General features: G+C 65.4%; 14 protein-coding genes and 1 tRNA gene. 8 read left to right on the forward strand and 7 right to left on the reverse strand.

Annotation, left to right across the window (positions count from 1 at the left end):
* Nucleotides 1-38 precede the first annotated feature (38 nt).
* On the reverse strand, nucleotides 39-479 hold the full coding sequence (gene gspG / locus N4261_RS20870) for a type II secretion system major pseudopilin GspG (RefSeq protein ID WP_261757180.1): 441 nt from the start codon (nucleotides 477-479) through the stop codon (nucleotides 39-41).
* Between the two features lie 320 nt (nucleotides 480-799).
* Between gspG and N4261_RS20875 the strand changes: the two genes are divergently transcribed.
* The 3 genes from N4261_RS20875 (at nucleotide 800) to N4261_RS20885 (ending at nucleotide 3,296) form a co-directional block, all read left to right on the forward strand.
* Nucleotides 800-1,381, forward strand: coding sequence for a hypothetical protein (locus tag N4261_RS20875; RefSeq protein WP_261757181.1), 582 nt, complete (start codon nucleotides 800-802; stop codon nucleotides 1,379-1,381).
* Nucleotides 1,382-1,678: 297 nt separating this feature from the next.
* Complete coding sequence (locus N4261_RS20880; protein WP_261757182.1) at nucleotides 1,679-1,978, forward strand: helix-turn-helix domain-containing protein; 300 nt, start codon at nucleotides 1,679-1,681, stop codon at nucleotides 1,976-1,978.
* Complete coding sequence (locus N4261_RS20885; RefSeq protein WP_261757183.1) at nucleotides 1,944-3,296, forward strand: type II toxin-antitoxin system HipA family toxin; 1,353 nt, start codon at nucleotides 1,944-1,946, stop codon at nucleotides 3,294-3,296. The genes N4261_RS20880 and N4261_RS20885 overlap by 35 nt, the downstream gene beginning before the upstream one ends.
* Nucleotides 3,297-3,368: 72 nt before the next feature.
* Here the strand turns inward: N4261_RS20885 and N4261_RS20890 are convergent, their stop codons facing one another.
* The 3 genes from N4261_RS20890 to hrcA all read right to left on the reverse strand — a co-directional run bounded on the left by N4261_RS20890 (nucleotide 3,369) and on the right by hrcA (nucleotide 8,071).
* Nucleotides 3,369-6,380 carry an ATP-binding protein gene (locus tag N4261_RS20890; RefSeq protein WP_261760795.1) on the reverse strand — a complete coding sequence of 1,004 codons (3,012 nt, stop codon included), beginning with the start codon at nucleotides 6,378-6,380 and terminating at the stop codon, nucleotides 3,369-3,371.
* Nucleotides 6,381-6,881: 501 nt separating this feature from the next.
* Nucleotides 6,882-6,958 (reverse strand) — tRNA-Ile (locus N4261_RS20895).
* A 102-nt stretch (nucleotides 6,959-7,060) separates the two neighbouring features.
* Entirely contained in the window at nucleotides 7,061-8,071 is a 1,011-nt protein-coding gene (gene hrcA, locus N4261_RS20900) for a heat-inducible transcriptional repressor HrcA (RefSeq protein ID WP_261757184.1), read from the reverse strand.
* Between the two features lie 70 nt (nucleotides 8,072-8,141).
* On the opposite strand from hrcA, the gene N4261_RS20905 reads away from it, so the two are divergent.
* From N4261_RS20905 to N4261_RS20920, 4 genes are all read left to right on the forward strand, one after another.
* Complete coding sequence (locus tag N4261_RS20905) at nucleotides 8,142-9,017, forward strand: NAD kinase (protein WP_261757185.1); 876 nt, start codon at nucleotides 8,142-8,144, stop codon at nucleotides 9,015-9,017.
* A 202-nt stretch (nucleotides 9,018-9,219) separates the two neighbouring features.
* A complete protein-coding gene (recN, locus tag N4261_RS20910) occupies nucleotides 9,220-10,962 on the forward strand; it encodes a DNA repair protein RecN (RefSeq protein WP_261757186.1) in 1,743 nt (580 codons plus the stop codon).
* 95 nt (nucleotides 10,963-11,057) lie between these two features.
* Entirely contained in the window at nucleotides 11,058-11,900 is an 843-nt protein-coding gene (rapZ, locus tag N4261_RS20915; RefSeq protein ID WP_435532087.1) for an RNase adapter RapZ, read from the forward strand.
* Between the two features lie 236 nt (nucleotides 11,901-12,136).
* The gene (locus N4261_RS20920) at nucleotides 12,137-13,255 is read left to right on the forward strand and encodes a hypothetical protein (protein ID WP_261757187.1); all 1,119 of its coding nucleotides are present in this window, start codon (nucleotides 12,137-12,139) and stop codon (nucleotides 13,253-13,255) included.
* A gap of 193 nt (nucleotides 13,256-13,448) precedes the next feature.
* Here the strand turns inward: N4261_RS20920 and N4261_RS20925 are convergent, their stop codons facing one another.
* Nucleotides 13,449-13,859, reverse strand: coding sequence for a hypothetical protein (locus tag N4261_RS20925; RefSeq protein ID WP_261757188.1), 411 nt, complete (start codon nucleotides 13,857-13,859; stop codon nucleotides 13,449-13,451).
* A gap of 265 nt (nucleotides 13,860-14,124) precedes the next feature.
* On the opposite strand from N4261_RS20925, the gene N4261_RS20930 reads away from it, so the two are divergent.
* A complete protein-coding gene (locus tag N4261_RS20930) occupies nucleotides 14,125-14,313 on the forward strand; it encodes a hypothetical protein (protein WP_261757189.1) in 189 nt (62 codons plus the stop codon).
* 52 nt (nucleotides 14,314-14,365) lie between these two features.
* On the opposite strand, the gene mutY is transcribed toward N4261_RS20930, so the two are convergent.
* Together mutY and mutM are read right to left on the reverse strand one after the other, a co-directional pair.
* Entirely contained in the window at nucleotides 14,366-15,421 is a 1,056-nt protein-coding gene (gene mutY / locus N4261_RS20935) for an A/G-specific adenine glycosylase (protein ID WP_261757190.1), read from the reverse strand.
* Between the two features lie 60 nt (nucleotides 15,422-15,481).
* Entirely contained in the window at nucleotides 15,482-16,375 is an 894-nt protein-coding gene (gene mutM, locus N4261_RS20940; protein WP_261757191.1) for a bifunctional DNA-formamidopyrimidine glycosylase/DNA-(apurinic or apyrimidinic site) lyase, read from the reverse strand.
* Nucleotides 16,376-16,471: the final 96 nt, after the last annotated feature.

Consider the following 16,471-nt stretch of genomic DNA (forward strand, 5'->3'; position numbering starts at 1 on the left):
GCGTTGGAGCGTGCGCCAGATGCGAGCCACGCTGCCGCCTAGAGTTGCCAGGAGCCGACGTCGGCGCTGGCCTTGTCCCCGCCGGGTTCGCCGTCGGCGCCGAGGGAGAACACGTCGATCTCGCCGTTGGTGCCGGGATTGAGATAGTGATAGGGGCGGCCCCACGGGTCATTGGGCAGCCGCTCCAGGTACTTGCGCCAATTGGTGGGCGGCTTGCCGGCGACCGGTTTGTCGACCAGTGCGCCCAGCCCCTGGGCGGCACTGGGATAGTCGCCGTTGTCGAGCCGGTACAGCTTGAGCGCCTGCATCAGGGCGCCGACGTCCTGACGTGCGGCGGTGGCGCGGGCCTGATCGGGGCGCTCCATCAGGTTGGGGACGACCAGCGCCGCGAGAACGCCCATGATCACCAGCACCACCATGATCTCGATCAACGTGAATCCCTGCTGCGTCTTGCTGCGCAGTCGATGCCTGACAACCATGCCCCCGCCCATGTGCTCCTCCGTGAGATCCCTGTCCATTGGTCAGGGACATGATCGGAGGAGGGGATGTCATGGGCATGAAGCATGCTCGGGAGGATTGGGGGGGTCCTCCGGGGTGGGGCGGGATTTTGGGGGTGGTTGGGGGTGGGGTTCTCGGGTGAATGGGGCGCGGTCACTGCGCGCGACGAAACCTGCCAACTGCATTCTGTTAGCCGGGACATTGAACATGGGGTTGGCTGGCCGACTGCTAAGGCGATGAGATTGCCGCTGCGAGTGGCGGCGGTGGGGAAACGTGCGAGGCGGCGCTACCATCCGCCAACATGCCAGGTCGCCAACGCTTCGCCACCCTCCTCACCGTCCTGTGCGTGGCGGCGTTCCTCGAGGGTTGCGCGAGCTGTCCGGAGCGTCCCGTTCAACGCTTGAGCGTGCAGACGGACGCGTCGTTCATCAAGACCAGCCACAACGCGGATGACTTTTGGCTTGATCACCCTGGCTTTGCGCTCAGCATCGGACCTTGCAGAGGCAACCCCGCCGGCGGCGATGCGCGCAACGCCGCGCTGTGTGCCAAGCTCTTCGTGCATGAGGGCACCGTCCTTCAATTTGAGAAGGCGACCTTCCAGTTGCTCGACCTGAAGACCGGGGAGACCTACACCGTGCCGATGAAGGGCCAAGGGTTCAAGCCGCTTGAACCGATCGTCGGGTCGGATTTCCGCTTCAAGTCCGGATTTGACCGCTTCACCGTTGAGCCTGGAACGCCGGAGTACTTCCGGCTCTTGGAGTTCTGGCCGCCGAATGCGCTGCTGCTGGCGATGCCGCGCGTGCAGATCGGGTCGCAGTTCATCGATCTGCCGACGGTGCGGACCGATCCGGTGATGGAGCGGAGGTGTGTGCACTTTCATTGAAGCGCAAAGGCGTTGGTCAGCGGCCGGCGGCGCGCAAGGGCGATGGGAGTGTGGATGTCCGCATGACTGGAGAGAAGGCATGCGGATTTCAGACCTTCAGGGCGAGACGGAGGCCGAGTTGACGTTCTGCTGAACCGTCTGCCAAGTTGATGCCGTATTTGCTATCGGCAGTGGGCAGAAGGACCGTCTCCACAAGAGGAAACTGGCGGAGTTCCCCTCGATGTCGAATAGCAAATACAGCACTCGTCCGTCGAAGAGAGGGCTTGAAGCCCGGTGCACGGGCAGCACATCCAGCAAATGGACAGCCTTTATTCCCTTGGCCGAGCTGTGGCGCAACTCAGGCAGGAGCGCGGAATGACCCAGAAGCAGCTCGCGGCGCTTTGCGGCATGGGTCAGTCAACCCTCGCCCGATTTGAGACAGGCGGCGTCGCAGAGTTCGGTTCGCGCAAACTGCTTCGCCTGCTTGAGGTCATGGGCCACCAGTTGTCGTTTACACCCAAGCGAAGCGGCTTCACCCTGGACGATGCCTTGGCGGAACGGCAGCGTCAGGCTCGGGAAGCAAGTGAGACCAACGCTTCAGGGCGAACTCGGCGATGAACTGCACGTCTGCGGCCACAACGACGCTGTCGCCACACTGGAGTCCACAGACGGCTTCCGGCATGTGATGACCTACCACCCAGACGTCCAGCCTGAGCAATTCGTCTCCCTGCTCATGCCCGTGCGTACGGAGTCCTACGTCTATCCGGAACTGCACCCGCTGTTCCGAATGAATCTTCCCGAGGGCTTCCTGCTCTCCACCCTGCAAGAGCAGCTCGGCCCGCATGTCGGCGCCTCGCCTCTGAATCTGCTCTCAGTGGTCGGACGCAACGCCATCGGGCGGGTCAAGGTGGCCACACCTGGCGCCGACCCAACCCAGCCGCCGGTGCCCTTCGACTTGAACGGCCTCCTGAGGGGCGACAACTCGGAAGAGGCGTTCGTTGAGCTGGTGCGCCGACACGCAGCGTCCGGGGTCTCCGGCGTCGTTCCGAAATTCGTTTCGCCCAACACATTGGGCGAGTACGGCAAGGGCACCCTAGCCACCGAGCGCTACATCGTCAAAGGCACCACCGCTCGTCTGCCGGGTGTGGCCCTCAACGAACACCTGTGCATGGAAGTGTCGCGTCAGGCCGGGTTTCCGACCGCAGCGACCGAGGTCTCCGACGATGGCCAAGCGCTGGTCGTGCATCGCTTCGACTTTGAGCCCGACGGCACGACCCGAAAAGGCATGGAGGACTTGTGCAGCTTGCTCACGCTGCGGCCCGAGCAGAAGTACGAGTCGACGTGGGAGCGCGTGGTCGGGCGCATCAAGGACGTCACGCCTCAGGCCGAACCACAGAACGCCGCGCTCTCTCACCTTGCCGACCTGCTGCTGCTGACCTACGCGTTGCGCAATGCCGACCGCCATACGAAGAACATCGCCCTGCTCTACAGCTCCCGCGACCACATCGAGTTGGTGCCCGTCTACGACATGTTGACCATCACGGTCTATGACGACTACGCGACGAATCCGCCAGGCATGCCCTTGGAAGGGCGCAGTACCTGGATGCCGGGTAAAGCATTGGAGAGGTTTCTGCAAACGCGCTGCAACGTCATGCCGGCGCAAACACTTGAACGCATTGAGCGCATCTGCGAGGCCATCGTTCAGGTCACGCCGCAGGTGGTTGCGGCCACAGCGCGGCACCCTGCGTTTTACGAAACGGGCAAGCGCATGCTGCATGCGTGGAACGACGGAATGAACAGCCTGCGTCTTCAGAAAACATGGAGCCTGCCGTCGCTGGATAAGTCCATCGCGGCTGCGAGGTTCTCCGATCCAGCGCCAAGCAAGGCCGGGACGGTCGAGAAGATTGGTCGATCGCCGCTACTGGGGAAGCGCTAGGGAAGGTCTGCAGAACCCCTCGTCACCCCGACTGACGATGTGATCGTCGGTCGGCGACGATGAGGGCATGAATCAAAGCTGGCTTGGTTTTGAGCCGCTGCCCAAGAAGACCCGCAAGGAGATTGCCGCCCTGAATCTGCGCCGCCGATCTCCGGGGGCGCTTCGGTAGATGGTAGAGGCGGGGATCTGCACCATCACCCGCGTCCCGCCGCGCGACAGGCGCTCCAGCGAAAGCTTGCCACCCAATCGCTCTGCACGCTCCCGCATGCCAATCACACCGAAATGTCCTTCCCGTTTGCCGCGGCGAAGCACATCTTCCGGAATGCCGGCGCCATCATCCCGCACGGTGAGCGTCATGTGGCGCCAACGGTAGCGCAGGATCAACTCGATCTCACTGGCATTGGCATGCAGCGCCGCATTGAGAAGCGCCTCTCGGGCAATGAGATAAAGGTCGTCTCGCGCGGACGGCTCCAGCGCCCGAGGTTGCCCGTCCTGCGTCACGCGGACGCGCGCGCTTACCTTCAGTTGAGTGGCAGCCAGCGCGAGCGCCTCCGGAAGAGTGACTGCGTCATGTCCGGTGGTCCGCAAATCGCGAACCCGGTCCCGCGCCTCCCCCAGCAACTCATCGGCCCGCTCCAGTTCCCCTTCAATCGACGTTCGCACCGGGTCGTCGGGCCTCAAGGTGGTCGCCAAACCATGGAAGCCCAGAATCACGCCCTGCATGCTCTGAAGCAGCGTGTCGTGCAGGTCACGCGCGATACGCTCCCGCTCTTTGGCAATGTCGCCCATGCGCACGCGCTCCCGCCGTGCGATCACGCGCACCCTCAAGCGGTAGGCCACCCAGAGCCCCACCAGCAGCATGAAGCCCGCCGTCCCACGAAACCAGGCCGTCTGGAACCATGCGGGCTGAACGTCGATCAGCAGCACGCTGGGCGCGCTCGACCAGACGCCTCGTTCATTGGTCGCGGCGACCTCAAAGCGATGAAGACCTGGCGCGAGCTGGGTGTAGTCGGCGCTGCGCCGGGTGCCAACCTGCTGCCAGTCCTTGTCCACACCTTGTAAGCGGTAGCGGAACTGGATTCGATCCGCAACACCCAGTGCCGCAGCGGTGTAATTCACCTCAACACGACCTGACAGCGGGGGAATGGAGACCATGTCACGCATCGCCTGAATCATCCCGTCGGCCTGCACGGATCGCAGGATGACCGCTGGGGGCGCAGGGGAGGTTTCGCGGGAGGCCGTCGGGTCCAGCCAGAACAGGCCCTCGGTTGTGGAAAACCACAGGAGCCCCTGACTGTCCTGCACCAGGGTCGGCCTGGGCTCCGTATCATTGGTTGCGCCGGTCAGCCCATCGTGGAAGCTCAGGATCTCCACCTCCGCCGGCTGGCCCTCGAGACCGGCAATCACCTGGTCCGCAAGCACGTGATACGCCTCGGAGCGCCCGTGAAACCACAGGTCCCCGTTCGATGTCTGGACGATTCCCGTGATGTCCTTAACCGGCCCTGCCTTGAGACGAAGCGGGACGAAACGTTCACCGATGTAGGCCCCTATCCCATGCCGATGCCCAACCCAGACGCGATCGCCCGCCGAATAAAGCACGGTCGAGACCTGCACCTTGGCGCGGTTCGCGTCGGACGGGAGCTTTTTGAACCGGTTGTTTTCCAGCACATACGTGTCAGGACCTCGCCCTTGAAACCAGAGCCGGCCCCGAGCGTCACTCACAATGCTGTAGAAGGTGCCTGGCGGCGGAACGACCGGGCCCTCAGGTTCAGACCATTGACCGGCCTTCCAACGCACCACGCGCCGTCCTGTCTGCACCCAAAGTGCCCCCAAGTCATCCTCCGCCAGACTGCGCACGTAATGCAGATCAAAATTCGGCGGGTTCGGTACCGCCACAAATGACTTGCCGGGCGGGCGTTTCCACAGACCCAATTCCGATGCGACCCAGACCGTTCCGTCACGACCCGCGTACAGCGCCGTGACGCTCGTGGGGCTCGGCACATCCTCCACCTTCCCGTCCCGAAGGTGCATGACCAAGCCATCCCAGTTCGCCGCCCACAATCCACCCTCCGGGTCCGGCAGCATCGCAAAGCCGAACTTCCGGCGAGGCAGCTTGACAGGCCGCAGGCGCGTTTCACGGAAACGATCCAAGCCTGCCGCGGTCGCGATCCAGACCTGCCCTAAGTTGTCCTCGCGAATCGCGCCAATCCCGTCGGATGTCAGACCGTCCTTGACAGTGAACCCTTTCGCAATCAGTTGGTCGATCCGACCGGGCCTCAACAGTTCGCGCCAGTCCTGAGCAAAGTACAGCTGGCCCCGCGAGCTCATCCAGGCGCGGCCTCGTCGATCAACCGTCATGGCACCGTGGCTACGGTTGCTCAGTACTTGGACGCCAACGGGCCTTCCCCGCTCCATCAAGATCCGCATCAGACCGCTCCCGCTCGCGCACAAGGCATTGCCGTCAGGGGTGAGGACCAACGGATAGCAGTTCAGCGGTGTTTCCATCGCTTGAAAACGAGCCGTGCCCGGAAGCAGGTAATGCAGCCGACCGACGTCTCCCTGCTTGACGGTGAGATAAAGCGCCCCTTCCCGACTGACAACGAGAGGCGCGAGCGTGTGGTTTGGGGGAAGTCCCACCTCCTCATTGACTGCCCGAACGGTCAAGCCTTCCAGCCGATACAGCTGATTAAGCGCGCCCATCCAGCCGATTCCACGAGGGTCGAACTGGAACCGGGTCGTCATTGCGGCCGCTCGGTCCTTGTCGTCCACCGCCTCCACTCGGCCGCCGTCGCTGCGCAGGATCTTTCGCGTGATGGGGTCCTGGAAGTAGATAGCGCCGGTCGGAGCGCGTTGTCCAACGACTTGCACCACATCCTGGAACGGCGGCGGCGCGTCGTCGCTGAAGGAATGGAATTCCGTGCCGTCAAACACTTGATAGCCTGCGGAGGTGCGCAACAGCATCAATCCACTGGGGGTGTCGTCGACCCAGATCATCGAACCGACCACACCGTTCTTATTGGTCCACCCGGTATGCTCGAAGTCATGAATGCTGTGCGCGTGCGCCTCGCCTCCCGTCGCCAGCACAACGGTCAAGACACATCGCCACCCAATGCGGTCGGCCCAACACCGCCGCCCCGCCGGCCACCATCTTGGTGGCCGGCAGCGAGGAACGCAGAGCGGAACAGGTGCAACGTCAGGGACGATCACACGCGACTCAAGAGGGCATAGGGGGCCCGAATATGCCAGATCCCGCCCTGCGGCGCATCCGACCACGCCCTTGATCCCCTACCCTGCGCAACAAGCGCAGGCGATGGAGGATGGCACGCGCTCCCGCGCGCTTCGGATGATGCATTGCGAGCCCGCACAAAGGTGAACCTGTCCGCCTGAGCGAGCTTGGGCATCTGATGCATGTGCAACGCGGCCTGCCATGCTGCAGTCGCTCAACTGGAGTCATACACCGCTTGTGCTTGACTTGCCCAGGGCGGCAGATGTGGGACTGGCGCTGGTACTCATCAGAGACAGCATTGCCCTCCCACAGTTCGGCGAGAAAAAGAACCGCAAGGGCTCTTTTCATGTGGAGAGGGGTGGTAGGCCGTGCAGGACTTGAACCTGCGACCAAAGGATTATGAGTCCTCTGCTCTAACCAACTGAGCTAACGGCCCTACGGGAACACTGCACCTGTCGCCAGGCAACCGCCACCGGGCTCATCACCCAGCGCTCCGGCCTTGCACCGGAGCCGCGCATTCTACTCACCCACCAGGCCGCTACTTCTGAGACAGCGCGTTGCTCACCATCCGCGAGGTGATGTCGACAATCTGGATCATCCGGTCATACGCCATCCGCGTCGGACCGATGACGCCCAGCGTGCCCACCACCTCGCCGTCCACCACGTAGGGCGCGGAGACGACCGACAGCTCCTCGTAGGGCACGACCTGGCTCTCGCCGCCGATGTAGATCCGCACCCCCTCCGCGCGGCTGGAGACATCCAGCAGCCGCATCAGCTGGGTCTTTTCCTCGAACAGGTCGAACATCCGCCGCAGGCTGCCCATGTCGTGCCGGAAGTCCTGCACCGTCAGCAGGTTGCGTTCGCCAGAGACCACCACCGGCTCTTGTTCCTCGTAGCTCTGCGTGCCGACATCCACCGCCGCGCTCATCAGCGAGGCAATCTCGCCCCGCAGCGCGTCGACCTCGGTGCGCAGACGGTCGCGCACCACGTCCAGGCTCATGCCGGAATAGTGGGCATTGAGCCGGTTGCTGGCCTCGGTCAGGTCGGATTGGGTCACGTCCTGTGCGGTGAAGACCAGCCGGTTCTGCACATCCCCTTCCGGCGACACCATGATCACCAGCACCCGGCGTTCGCCCAGGCGCAGGAATTCGATGTGGTGGAAAACGCTGCTCTTGCGCGGCGAGGTCACCACGCCCACGAAGCTCGACAGGCTGGACAACATCTGCGCCGCGTTGGCGATGACCCGCTGCGGCTGGTCGGGCAGCAGTTGCGACTCCAGCGAGGAGACCTCGGACTTGAGGGTCTGCGCCGTGAGCAGGGTGTCCACGAACAGGCGGTAGCCGCGGGCGGTCGGGATGCGGCCGGCGCTGGTGTGCGGGCTGGCGATCAGGCCCAGTTCTTCCAGGTCCGCCATCACGTTGCGGATGGTCGCCGGGCTCAGGTCCAGGCCCGAAGCCCGGGAGAGCGTGCGGGAGCCCACCGGTTGACCGTCCGCGATGTAGCGGTCAACCAGGGTTTTGAGAAGTGTTTTGGCGCGCTCGTCGAGCATGGTTTTCATTGTATGGGCGTCCGCCCGCCACCCGTGCCGCAGGGTGGCGCTGTGGTGTAATTCTGTGCATATGTCCAAGCGATTCCGTCATGTGGCCATCGTCGGCAAGCCCCAGTCCAGGGGAATTCGCCCCATCCTGGAGGAAATCGCCGATTTCGTCGCCGGCCAGGGACTGGATGTTTCCCTCGAACAGGAAACCGCCGACAGCACCGGCATCACCGCCCTGCCCGCCCTCTCCCACGCCGAACTCGGCACCCAGTGCGACCTGGCGATCGTCGTCGGCGGCGACGGCACGATGCTGGGCTTCGCCCGCGAGGTGGCCCGCTACAACCTCCCGCTGGTCGGCATCAACCAGGGCCGGCTGGGGTTCATCACCGACATCTCCGCCGACCAGTACAAGGATGCGCTCAAACCCATCCTGGCCGGCGATTTCGAGATCGAACACCGTGCCATGCTCGAAGGCGGCGTGATCCGCGACGGTGAGCTGATCTTCTCCGGCGTCGCCCTGAACGACGTGGTGGTCAGCCGCGGCGCCACCGCCGGCATGGTGGAACTGCGGGTGGACGTGGGCGATGAATTCGTCGCCAACATGCGGGCCGACGGCGTGATCGTCGGCACCCCCACCGGCTCCACCGCCTACGCCTTGTCGGCCGGCGGCCCCATCATGCATCCCGGCATCGCCGGATGGGTGGTGCTGCCGATCGCCTCCCATGCGCTGTCCAACCGCCCCATCGTGCTGCCGGATTCCGGCGAGGTGCGGCTCACCATCGTGGCCGGTCGCGACGCCAGCGTGAACTTCGACATGCAAAGCCTGGCCAGCCTGCTGCACGGGGACTGCATCACCGTGCGCCGCTCGCAGCACCGGGCGCCGTTCCTGCATCCGCGGGGCTGGAGCTATTACGCCACGCTGCGTCGCAAACTGCGCTGGTATGAAGGCGTGAGCTGAGTCCGGACTCAGACTGCCGATTGCCGATTGCCCATTGCAGTGAGCTGATTGACGATTTCCGACCACCGACTTCCGACCGTTGACCCCGATGCCCCGAGCGCGACCAAGCGCCCGACGGACAGCGACCAACGCCAGACATTGAGACAGGACAAGGCCCCGCACCCGCCAGGTGCAGGTCGGGGTTGAATGAGGACTCACCGACATGCTGCGCCGACTGAGCCTGAGAGATTTCGTGATCGTGCCGGAGCTGGAGCTCGACTTCGCCGCCGGCTTTTCCGCGTTGACCGGCGAAACCGGCGCGGGCAAGTCCATCCTGATCGATGCGCTGCAACTGGCGCTCGGCAGTCGGGGCGACGCCGCCGTGGTGCGCGAAGGTGCCAGCCGCGCCGAGATCAGCGCCGAGTTCGATCGGCCCCAAGCCCTGGTGGCCTGGCTGGAAGAAGCCGGTTTCGATGCCCCCCATGACCCCGAGGGCCCCGGCGACACCGACACCCCGTCCCTGCTACTGCGTCGCGTGATCGATGCGCAAGGCAAGAGCCGCGCATGGATCAATGGCAGTGCCGCCACCGTCGCCCAACTGCGGGAACTGGCGGAACATCTGCTGGACATCCACGGCCAGCACGCCTGGCAAGGCCTGACCCGTCCGGCCAGCGTGCGCGAGCTGCTGGACAGCTTCGCCCAGATCGACACCCGACCGATGAGCGTGGCCCACGCTGCCTGGCGTCAGGCCACCGAAGCGCTGACCACCGCCCAGGCCCGTCAGGCCGACCTCGCCCGCGAGCATGAGCGGCTGACCTGGCAGATCGGCGAACTGGACCGGCTGGCGCCGGATGCGGACGAGTGGGAAGAGCTGAACGCGGAACACTCGCGGCTGTCGCATTCGCAGTCGCTGATGGATGCGGCGCGCGGCGCACTGGAGCGGATCGGCGATGCCGAGGTCAACGCCCAGGCGCTCACGGACGAGGCACTGTCCAGCCTGCAGGATGTGCTGAGCTACGACGCCCAGTTGCAGGACACCGTCAATGCGCTGCAGGGTGCCCAAGCGCAATTGCAGGATGCGGCCCACAGCCTGGCCGCCTATCTCCACGCGGCGGATCTGGATCCCGACCGGCTGCAGCAGTTGGATGACCGGCTCTCCGCCTGGGTGACGCTGGCGCGTCGCTATCGGCGCCAACCCGCAGAACTGCCGGCACTGTTGGCGGAGTGGAAGGCCGAATTGGCGCAATTGGATGCCGCCACCGATCTGGAAGGTCTACAGGCCAAACAGGCGCAAGCCCTGAAGCTCTACCAGCGCGAAGCCAAGACAGTGAGCACCGCCCGCGCCAAGGCCGCACCAGCGCTGTCGACCGCCGTCTCGCAGGCGATGCAGCAGCTCGGCATGACCGGTGGCCGCTTCGAAGTGGCGCTGTCGCAGCAGGAAGAGCCGCAGAGCTTCGGTCTGGAATCGGCGGAGTTCCTGGTGGCCGGTCATGCCGGCAGCACACCGCGGCCGCTGGCCAAGGTGGGCTCGGGTGGCGAGCTGTCGCGCATTGCGCTGGCGATTGCGGTCACCACCAGCCAGCAGAACAGCGGCGCCGGCACCTTGATCTTCGATGAGATCGATACCGGTGTGGGCGGCGCGGTGGCGGAGACGGTGGGTCGGCTGATGAAGCAGTTGGGCCGCCATGTCCAGGTGTTGGCGGTGACCCATCTGCCGCAGGTGGCCGCCTGTGCGGACCATCATTTCCTGGTGGCCAAGTCGCTCAAAGCCGGTGTGACCAATTCCGACGTGCGACCGATCCACGGTGAGGCCCGCGTGGCGGAAATCGCCCGGATGCTGGGCGGCGAGCGGTTGTCGTCCACCAGCATCGCCCATGCGCAGGAGATGCTGGCCTTGTCGGCCCAGAGCGTGGACACGCCGACCCCAACCAAGACCAAGACCACCATCAAGAAGGTCAAGCCGTGAGCGCGCCCCACACCGCTCCCGTGCCGCCGGCGCCGCGCGAAAACAGCTTGGCCGGCCATGCCGCCCGCACCACCGATCTGGTGCTGGTCACCGGCATGTCGGGCGGCGGCAAGTCGATTGCCATGCATGCGCTGGAGGATGCGGGCTTCTTCTGCGTGGACAACCTGCCGCCGGAGCTGCTGCCCCACTTCCTCAAGCTGGAGCAGGAAAGCGGCTCACAGCGTCGGGTGGCGATTGCGGTGGATGTACGTAGCGCGGGCTCGCTGCCGCAGCTGCTGCTGCACATCAAGGAACTGCGGCTGAACGGCGTCGCGCTGCGGGCGATCTTCCTGGATGCGGACAACGACACCCTGCTGCGCCGCTTCTCCGAAACCCGCCGACCGCATCCGCTGCGCGCCGGCGCCACCGAGGACGGGGACACCCATCGCGCGCTGCAGGAAGCCATCGCGCTGGAACGCGAACTGCTGACGCCGCTGCGCATGGAATCCACGGTGATCGACAGCAGCCAGCTGCGGCCGGCCCAGTTGCGCGCCTGGGTGCGCGATCTGGTGCGGGTGAGCGGCTCATCGCTGACGATGGTGTTCGAATCCTTCGCGTTCAAGCACGGCGTGCCCAGCGATGCGGACTTCGTCTTCGATGTCCGCGTGCTGCCCAATCCCTACTACGACCGCGAACTGCGGCCGCTCACCGGGCGCGATGCGCCGGTGGCTAGCTACCTGGAACAGCAGCCCGAGGTGCGTCTGATGCTCAGCCAGATCGGCGCCTTCATCTCGCAATGGCTGCCGAACTTCGCCGCCGACCAGCGCAGCTATCTCACCATCGCCATCGGCTGCACCGGGGGTCAGCATCGGTCGGTGTATTTGGTCGAGACCCTGGCCAAGCAGTTCGCTTTCCACGGTCAGGTGCTCAAGCGGCATCGGGAGCTCGACGCTCGCTGAGCGCGGGCCGCCTCTCGCGGCGTCCTGCGGCGTCGTGCTGCGTTTTGCGGCGTCTTGCGGTGTCGTGCGTCGTCTTGCGTCGTCCTGCGGCGCATGGCGAAGCGTCCGAACTGACTGCGCTGGCGATCAGCGCGAACCGTTTCCAGACTGTCGGCTGACTCACTCGCGGTCGCATCGTCACCTCAAGACGGTGCGCTCGCGAATGTGTCGCTCAACCCCTGACTGGATTCAACGCCATGTGGCCCTCCTCATCCTCAGTCCGCCAGTCTCCACCTGAGGCCTGCGCCGCGCTGGATCCCAGCGCCCCGGCCGTGTCACTGCGCGAGTTGCAGCGGCAGCACTTCACTCATCGCGGTCTGACGCTGCTGGATCGCGCCGAGTCAACCCTCAAGCATGCCAAGCATCCGCCTTTTCAGGAGATCGAGATGCTGCGACGCGACTTGCGCCGCTGCGATTCGGACCACAAGCAACAGGTCCTCTTCAAGCAAGTCCTGGGGTGGGTGGACAAGGCCAACGAGGACCCGTCGCAGTTCGACGGGGCGGTCAAGCGGCTTTGGACTCGGCTAGAAGCCCTTCGCAACTTCGCGGACGACAACGAAGATGACATGTCGATGCTCCCTGAGCTGTCGGGCGACCTCAAGAAGCTGGAGAAACGTGCAGCCAGCGCGTACGGCAAGAGTCCCTCGGCAGGCACCAGGGAGTGTGTGCGGCTCGCCAAGGAAGCCGATGAGCTCGCCGATCGCTTGGCCGACGTCGTGCTGCTCGCAGGGGAGATGCAGCGACTTGAGAGGGTCCTGGACTTTCAACACAGCGAACCCAGCAATCAGCGCCTGGCCGCCATGACCAGCAGGATGGACTGGCACCGAACTGAGGTGTTCCCGCTGCGCTCGGAGGCCAAAGAGAAGCTGGACATGGCGCAAAAGGCAGTCCTTAAAGGAAAGCTGGCGCAGGCACGCGCCGCCTTGGAGCACGCGACGAAGCACATGGCCGGGGCGCAGCAGAAAGTCAGCGCTGAGCCAACGTATACCGGGCCGTCCGTGCGCTTGCAGCCGGGAAGGGGCGTCTCAAGGCTCGCCAACGCCACGTTCCAGTCCCAGATGGCAGAGTTCAACAATGGCAGGTTTCGCGACCTGCCCCCCGCCGTACTGTCCGATCTGCGGCCCCGTTTGGCCGAGGCCCTCAGGGCCCAGGAGCGCTGCAGCTTCTTCGGCATGCAGGAGGATGAGGTGACCGATCTCACCAGCGTCCCGCCCCGCAAGGAGATCAAGGCCGTTTTCGAGGAGGCGGAACACCTGTTGGCCCAGTTGCTGGACGATCGCCATCGCTTGGGAAGCGCCTCGTCGTCGCACCGCTGATCCACGCCATCATCGGACCCAACTGCAAAAGCCCGCAGAACGGATCCCACCCATCACGCCGGGCTGGGTGGGCTGAGTGATCGCTCTGATGACGCAGCCCGCGCTCCTCGGGTCCATCCTGCCCGTCAGCCGCTTCAGGGCGACGACACCTAGGCGAGGGATGCCACCCATGGGCACACGCGGATGCCGCGCCTCAGACCGCCGGCCCCGCCTGGTCGCGCTTGACGGTGTCATCGTCCTGGTTCATCAACATGACCCCGACGAAGATCGACGCAATCGGGAACAGAAAGATCAGCAGCAGCATCCACGGCAACACGAACCGCCCCGCCCGCTTGAGCGCCACGCTCATGAACGCCAGATGGGCGCAGCAGGCGCCCAGCAGGCCGAGTCCGAAAATGGTGATGCGTGCGGGCGCAACTTCCGCTTCCTGGGCATTCGAAATCAGGAACCACAAACAGGCGCCGCCCACAATGATGGCGACCAGCGCGGATTCCAGAGCGCTCTTGACGGCGGGGTTCTGCATGATGTCCCTGAAGCAATGGGGGTTCGGAAAGGCGCAAGCATAACGACGCCTGAGGCGGCTGTCTGACTCGGGGGTGGTCAATCTGAGACGTCGCGCCCACCGCCGACCTGGTCCCGCTCGCTGCTCCCTGCTCGAAACCGCCCCGAAAGGAGGCGGACTCACCGGTCCACTCCGCTGCCCTCGGTGCCGCATGCCCACACGCTCGTCTTGCCTCGGTGGCCTCTGGCCCTGCTCAACGCGCGCCGACGAGCCTCCAGCGCAGGGAGAGCCGTATCCAGCCACTGGGACCCTGACCATCTCAGCCCTCTTCCTGGTGCACTGCGAACCCTCCCGCGCCAGCGAACACATGGCACAGCGCACCCGCAGCCGGTTGCTGACCCGAGCGGGGAAGCTGGACGTCTTCCAACGGCTTGCGGAGGCGGTCGGACGCGAGTGGGGCGAGCCGGTGCTCAATCTGCCGGGGCAGTCCAGCATGGCGGAAGACCATGGGCCGTCTCAGCGCGAGGCCTGGCCCGATCGGTCCACGCCCTCTTGAGGTCCGCTCGCGCGGCGATCACGAGGCCGTCGCGTACCCGACCTGGATGACCTCAGTCCAGAAGCTTCTTCAGCGGCGCAGGCAAGGCATAACTGGCCAACTGCTCGCGCGCCACCCAGACGCCGTCGATCGGCGGCGCAGTGTCGGCCGTCAGCAGCGCACGTCGCGGATGAAGGATCCAGTCCAGATGGGTCAGCACATGCTTCACCCGGGGCAGCGTTTCGGGAGCCGCCGCTCCGAGCGCCACGCTGTGGCGGTTCAGGCTGTCCTCGTCATCGAAGAGCGGCAAGGTCCAGAGACCACCCCACACGCCTTCGTTGGGTCGCTGCTGAAGCCAGATGCGTCCTTCGTGCTCCAGCCACAGCCACCAGCTCTCGCGCTGGCCGCGTTTGAGCTTGCGGGTCTTGATCGGATAGCGGGTGGGCTCGCCCTCTGCCCGGCCGGCGCACAAGGCCGAGACGGGGCACAGCAGGCACTGCGGACTGCGGGTGGCACACAGGCTGGCGCCGAGATCCATCAGACCCTGGGTATAGGCCGGCATGTCCGCACCGTCCGGCGGCAGCAAGGCCTCCGCCTGGCGCCAGAGTCGTTTTTCCTGCGAGGCCTGGGACAGATCGCCATCGAAGGCCAGCAGCCGTCCCAGCACGCGCTTGACGTTGCCGTCCAGGATCGCCGCCCGTTCGCCGAAGCAGAAGGACGAGATCGCTGCGGCGGTCGATCGGCCGATGCCGGGCAGCTCCGCCAGCTCTGCGGCGGTGGACGGAAAGACGCCGCCATGGCGTTCCACCACCGCCTGCGCGCACCGATGCAGATTGCGCGCACGGCTGTAATAGCCCAGTCCGGCCCAGGCGGCCATCACCTCGTCCTGCGGAGCGGCCGCGAGCGCGGCGACATCGGGAAAGCGCGCCAGGAAATTGCGGTAGTAGCCCAGCACGGTGGTGACCTGGGTCTGCTGCAACATGATTTCGGACAACCAGACCCGGTAGGGGTCGCGGGTGTTCTGCCACGGCAGGTCATGGCGCCCTTCGCGTCGCTGCCAGGCCAGCAGCAGCGGTGCGAAATCGCCTTGCAGGGAATGCACGCGGGCGTGCAGGTCGTCGTCAGTCATCAGGCATTCAATCGAATCGGAGCGGATCTCGGTGCAGGTCACACCGATGAGCGCGGGTCGTCAGCGCTTTTGGCAGACGGGACAGAAGAAGGTCGACCGCTGCCCCTGCACGATCCGGCGGATCAGTGTGCCGCAGGTGCGGCAGGGTTGGCCCTCGCGGCCATAGACACGGGCCTGCATCTGGAAGCTGCCGGCCACGCCGTGGGCATCCTTGAAATCGCGCAGCGTGCTGCCGCCGGCTTCCAGCGCCTCGCCCAGCACCTGCCGCAGGGCGCGGGCCAGTTTCTCGGCCCGCGGCCGGCTGATCTTGCCGGCCGCCATGCGCGGATCGATGCCGGCCATGAACAGCGCCTCGCACGCATAGATGTTGCCGGCGCCCACCACCACATCGCCGGCCAGAATGGCCTGCTTGATGGCCACACGGCGGCCCTTGAAGCCCTCATGCAGGTGAGCGCCGTGGAAGTCCACATCGAACGGTTCCAGGCCCATGCCCGCCAGCAGCTTGGCCGCCGGTGCGACATCCAGCCCCTCCGACCAGACCACCGCACCAAAGCGCCGCGGATCGGTCAGCCGCAGCACGCCGCGATCGGTGACCAGTTCGAAATGGTCGTGCGGCCCGGCCGTCGGCGGTTGTTCGCGAAAGGCCAGTGAGCCCGACATGCCGAGGTGCAACAGCAGCCCGCCGTCGACCGCGGGCTCCCATGAAGGAGCGTCGCTTGCCGCACCGGCGGCAGCGGGATGGGGCAAGGGCTCGCCGGACGTCATCTGCAGCGGCAGCCAGAGGTATTTGCCGCGACGCAGCGTGGCACCGACACGGCGCCCCACCAGCCGCGCGGGCTCCACGCCCAGTGGCCAACGCAGCGGTTTCCCCATTCGCACGTCCAGCACACGAGCCCCCTCGATGGTCGAGGCAAAACTCAGACGTGTCACTTCAACTTCCGGTAACTCGGGCATGCCAGCATCATAGGTCGACCGCCTGCGAAGGATCTTTCGCCACACCGATGGGCCGGCCGCGCCCACCCCCAATCCGGGCGCAGCCCAGGCAGGCGC

It is taken from the genome of Roseateles amylovorans (genome assembly GCF_025398155.2).
GTDB classification, from domain to species: domain Bacteria; phylum Pseudomonadota; class Gammaproteobacteria; order Burkholderiales; family Burkholderiaceae_C; genus Roseateles; species Roseateles amylovorans.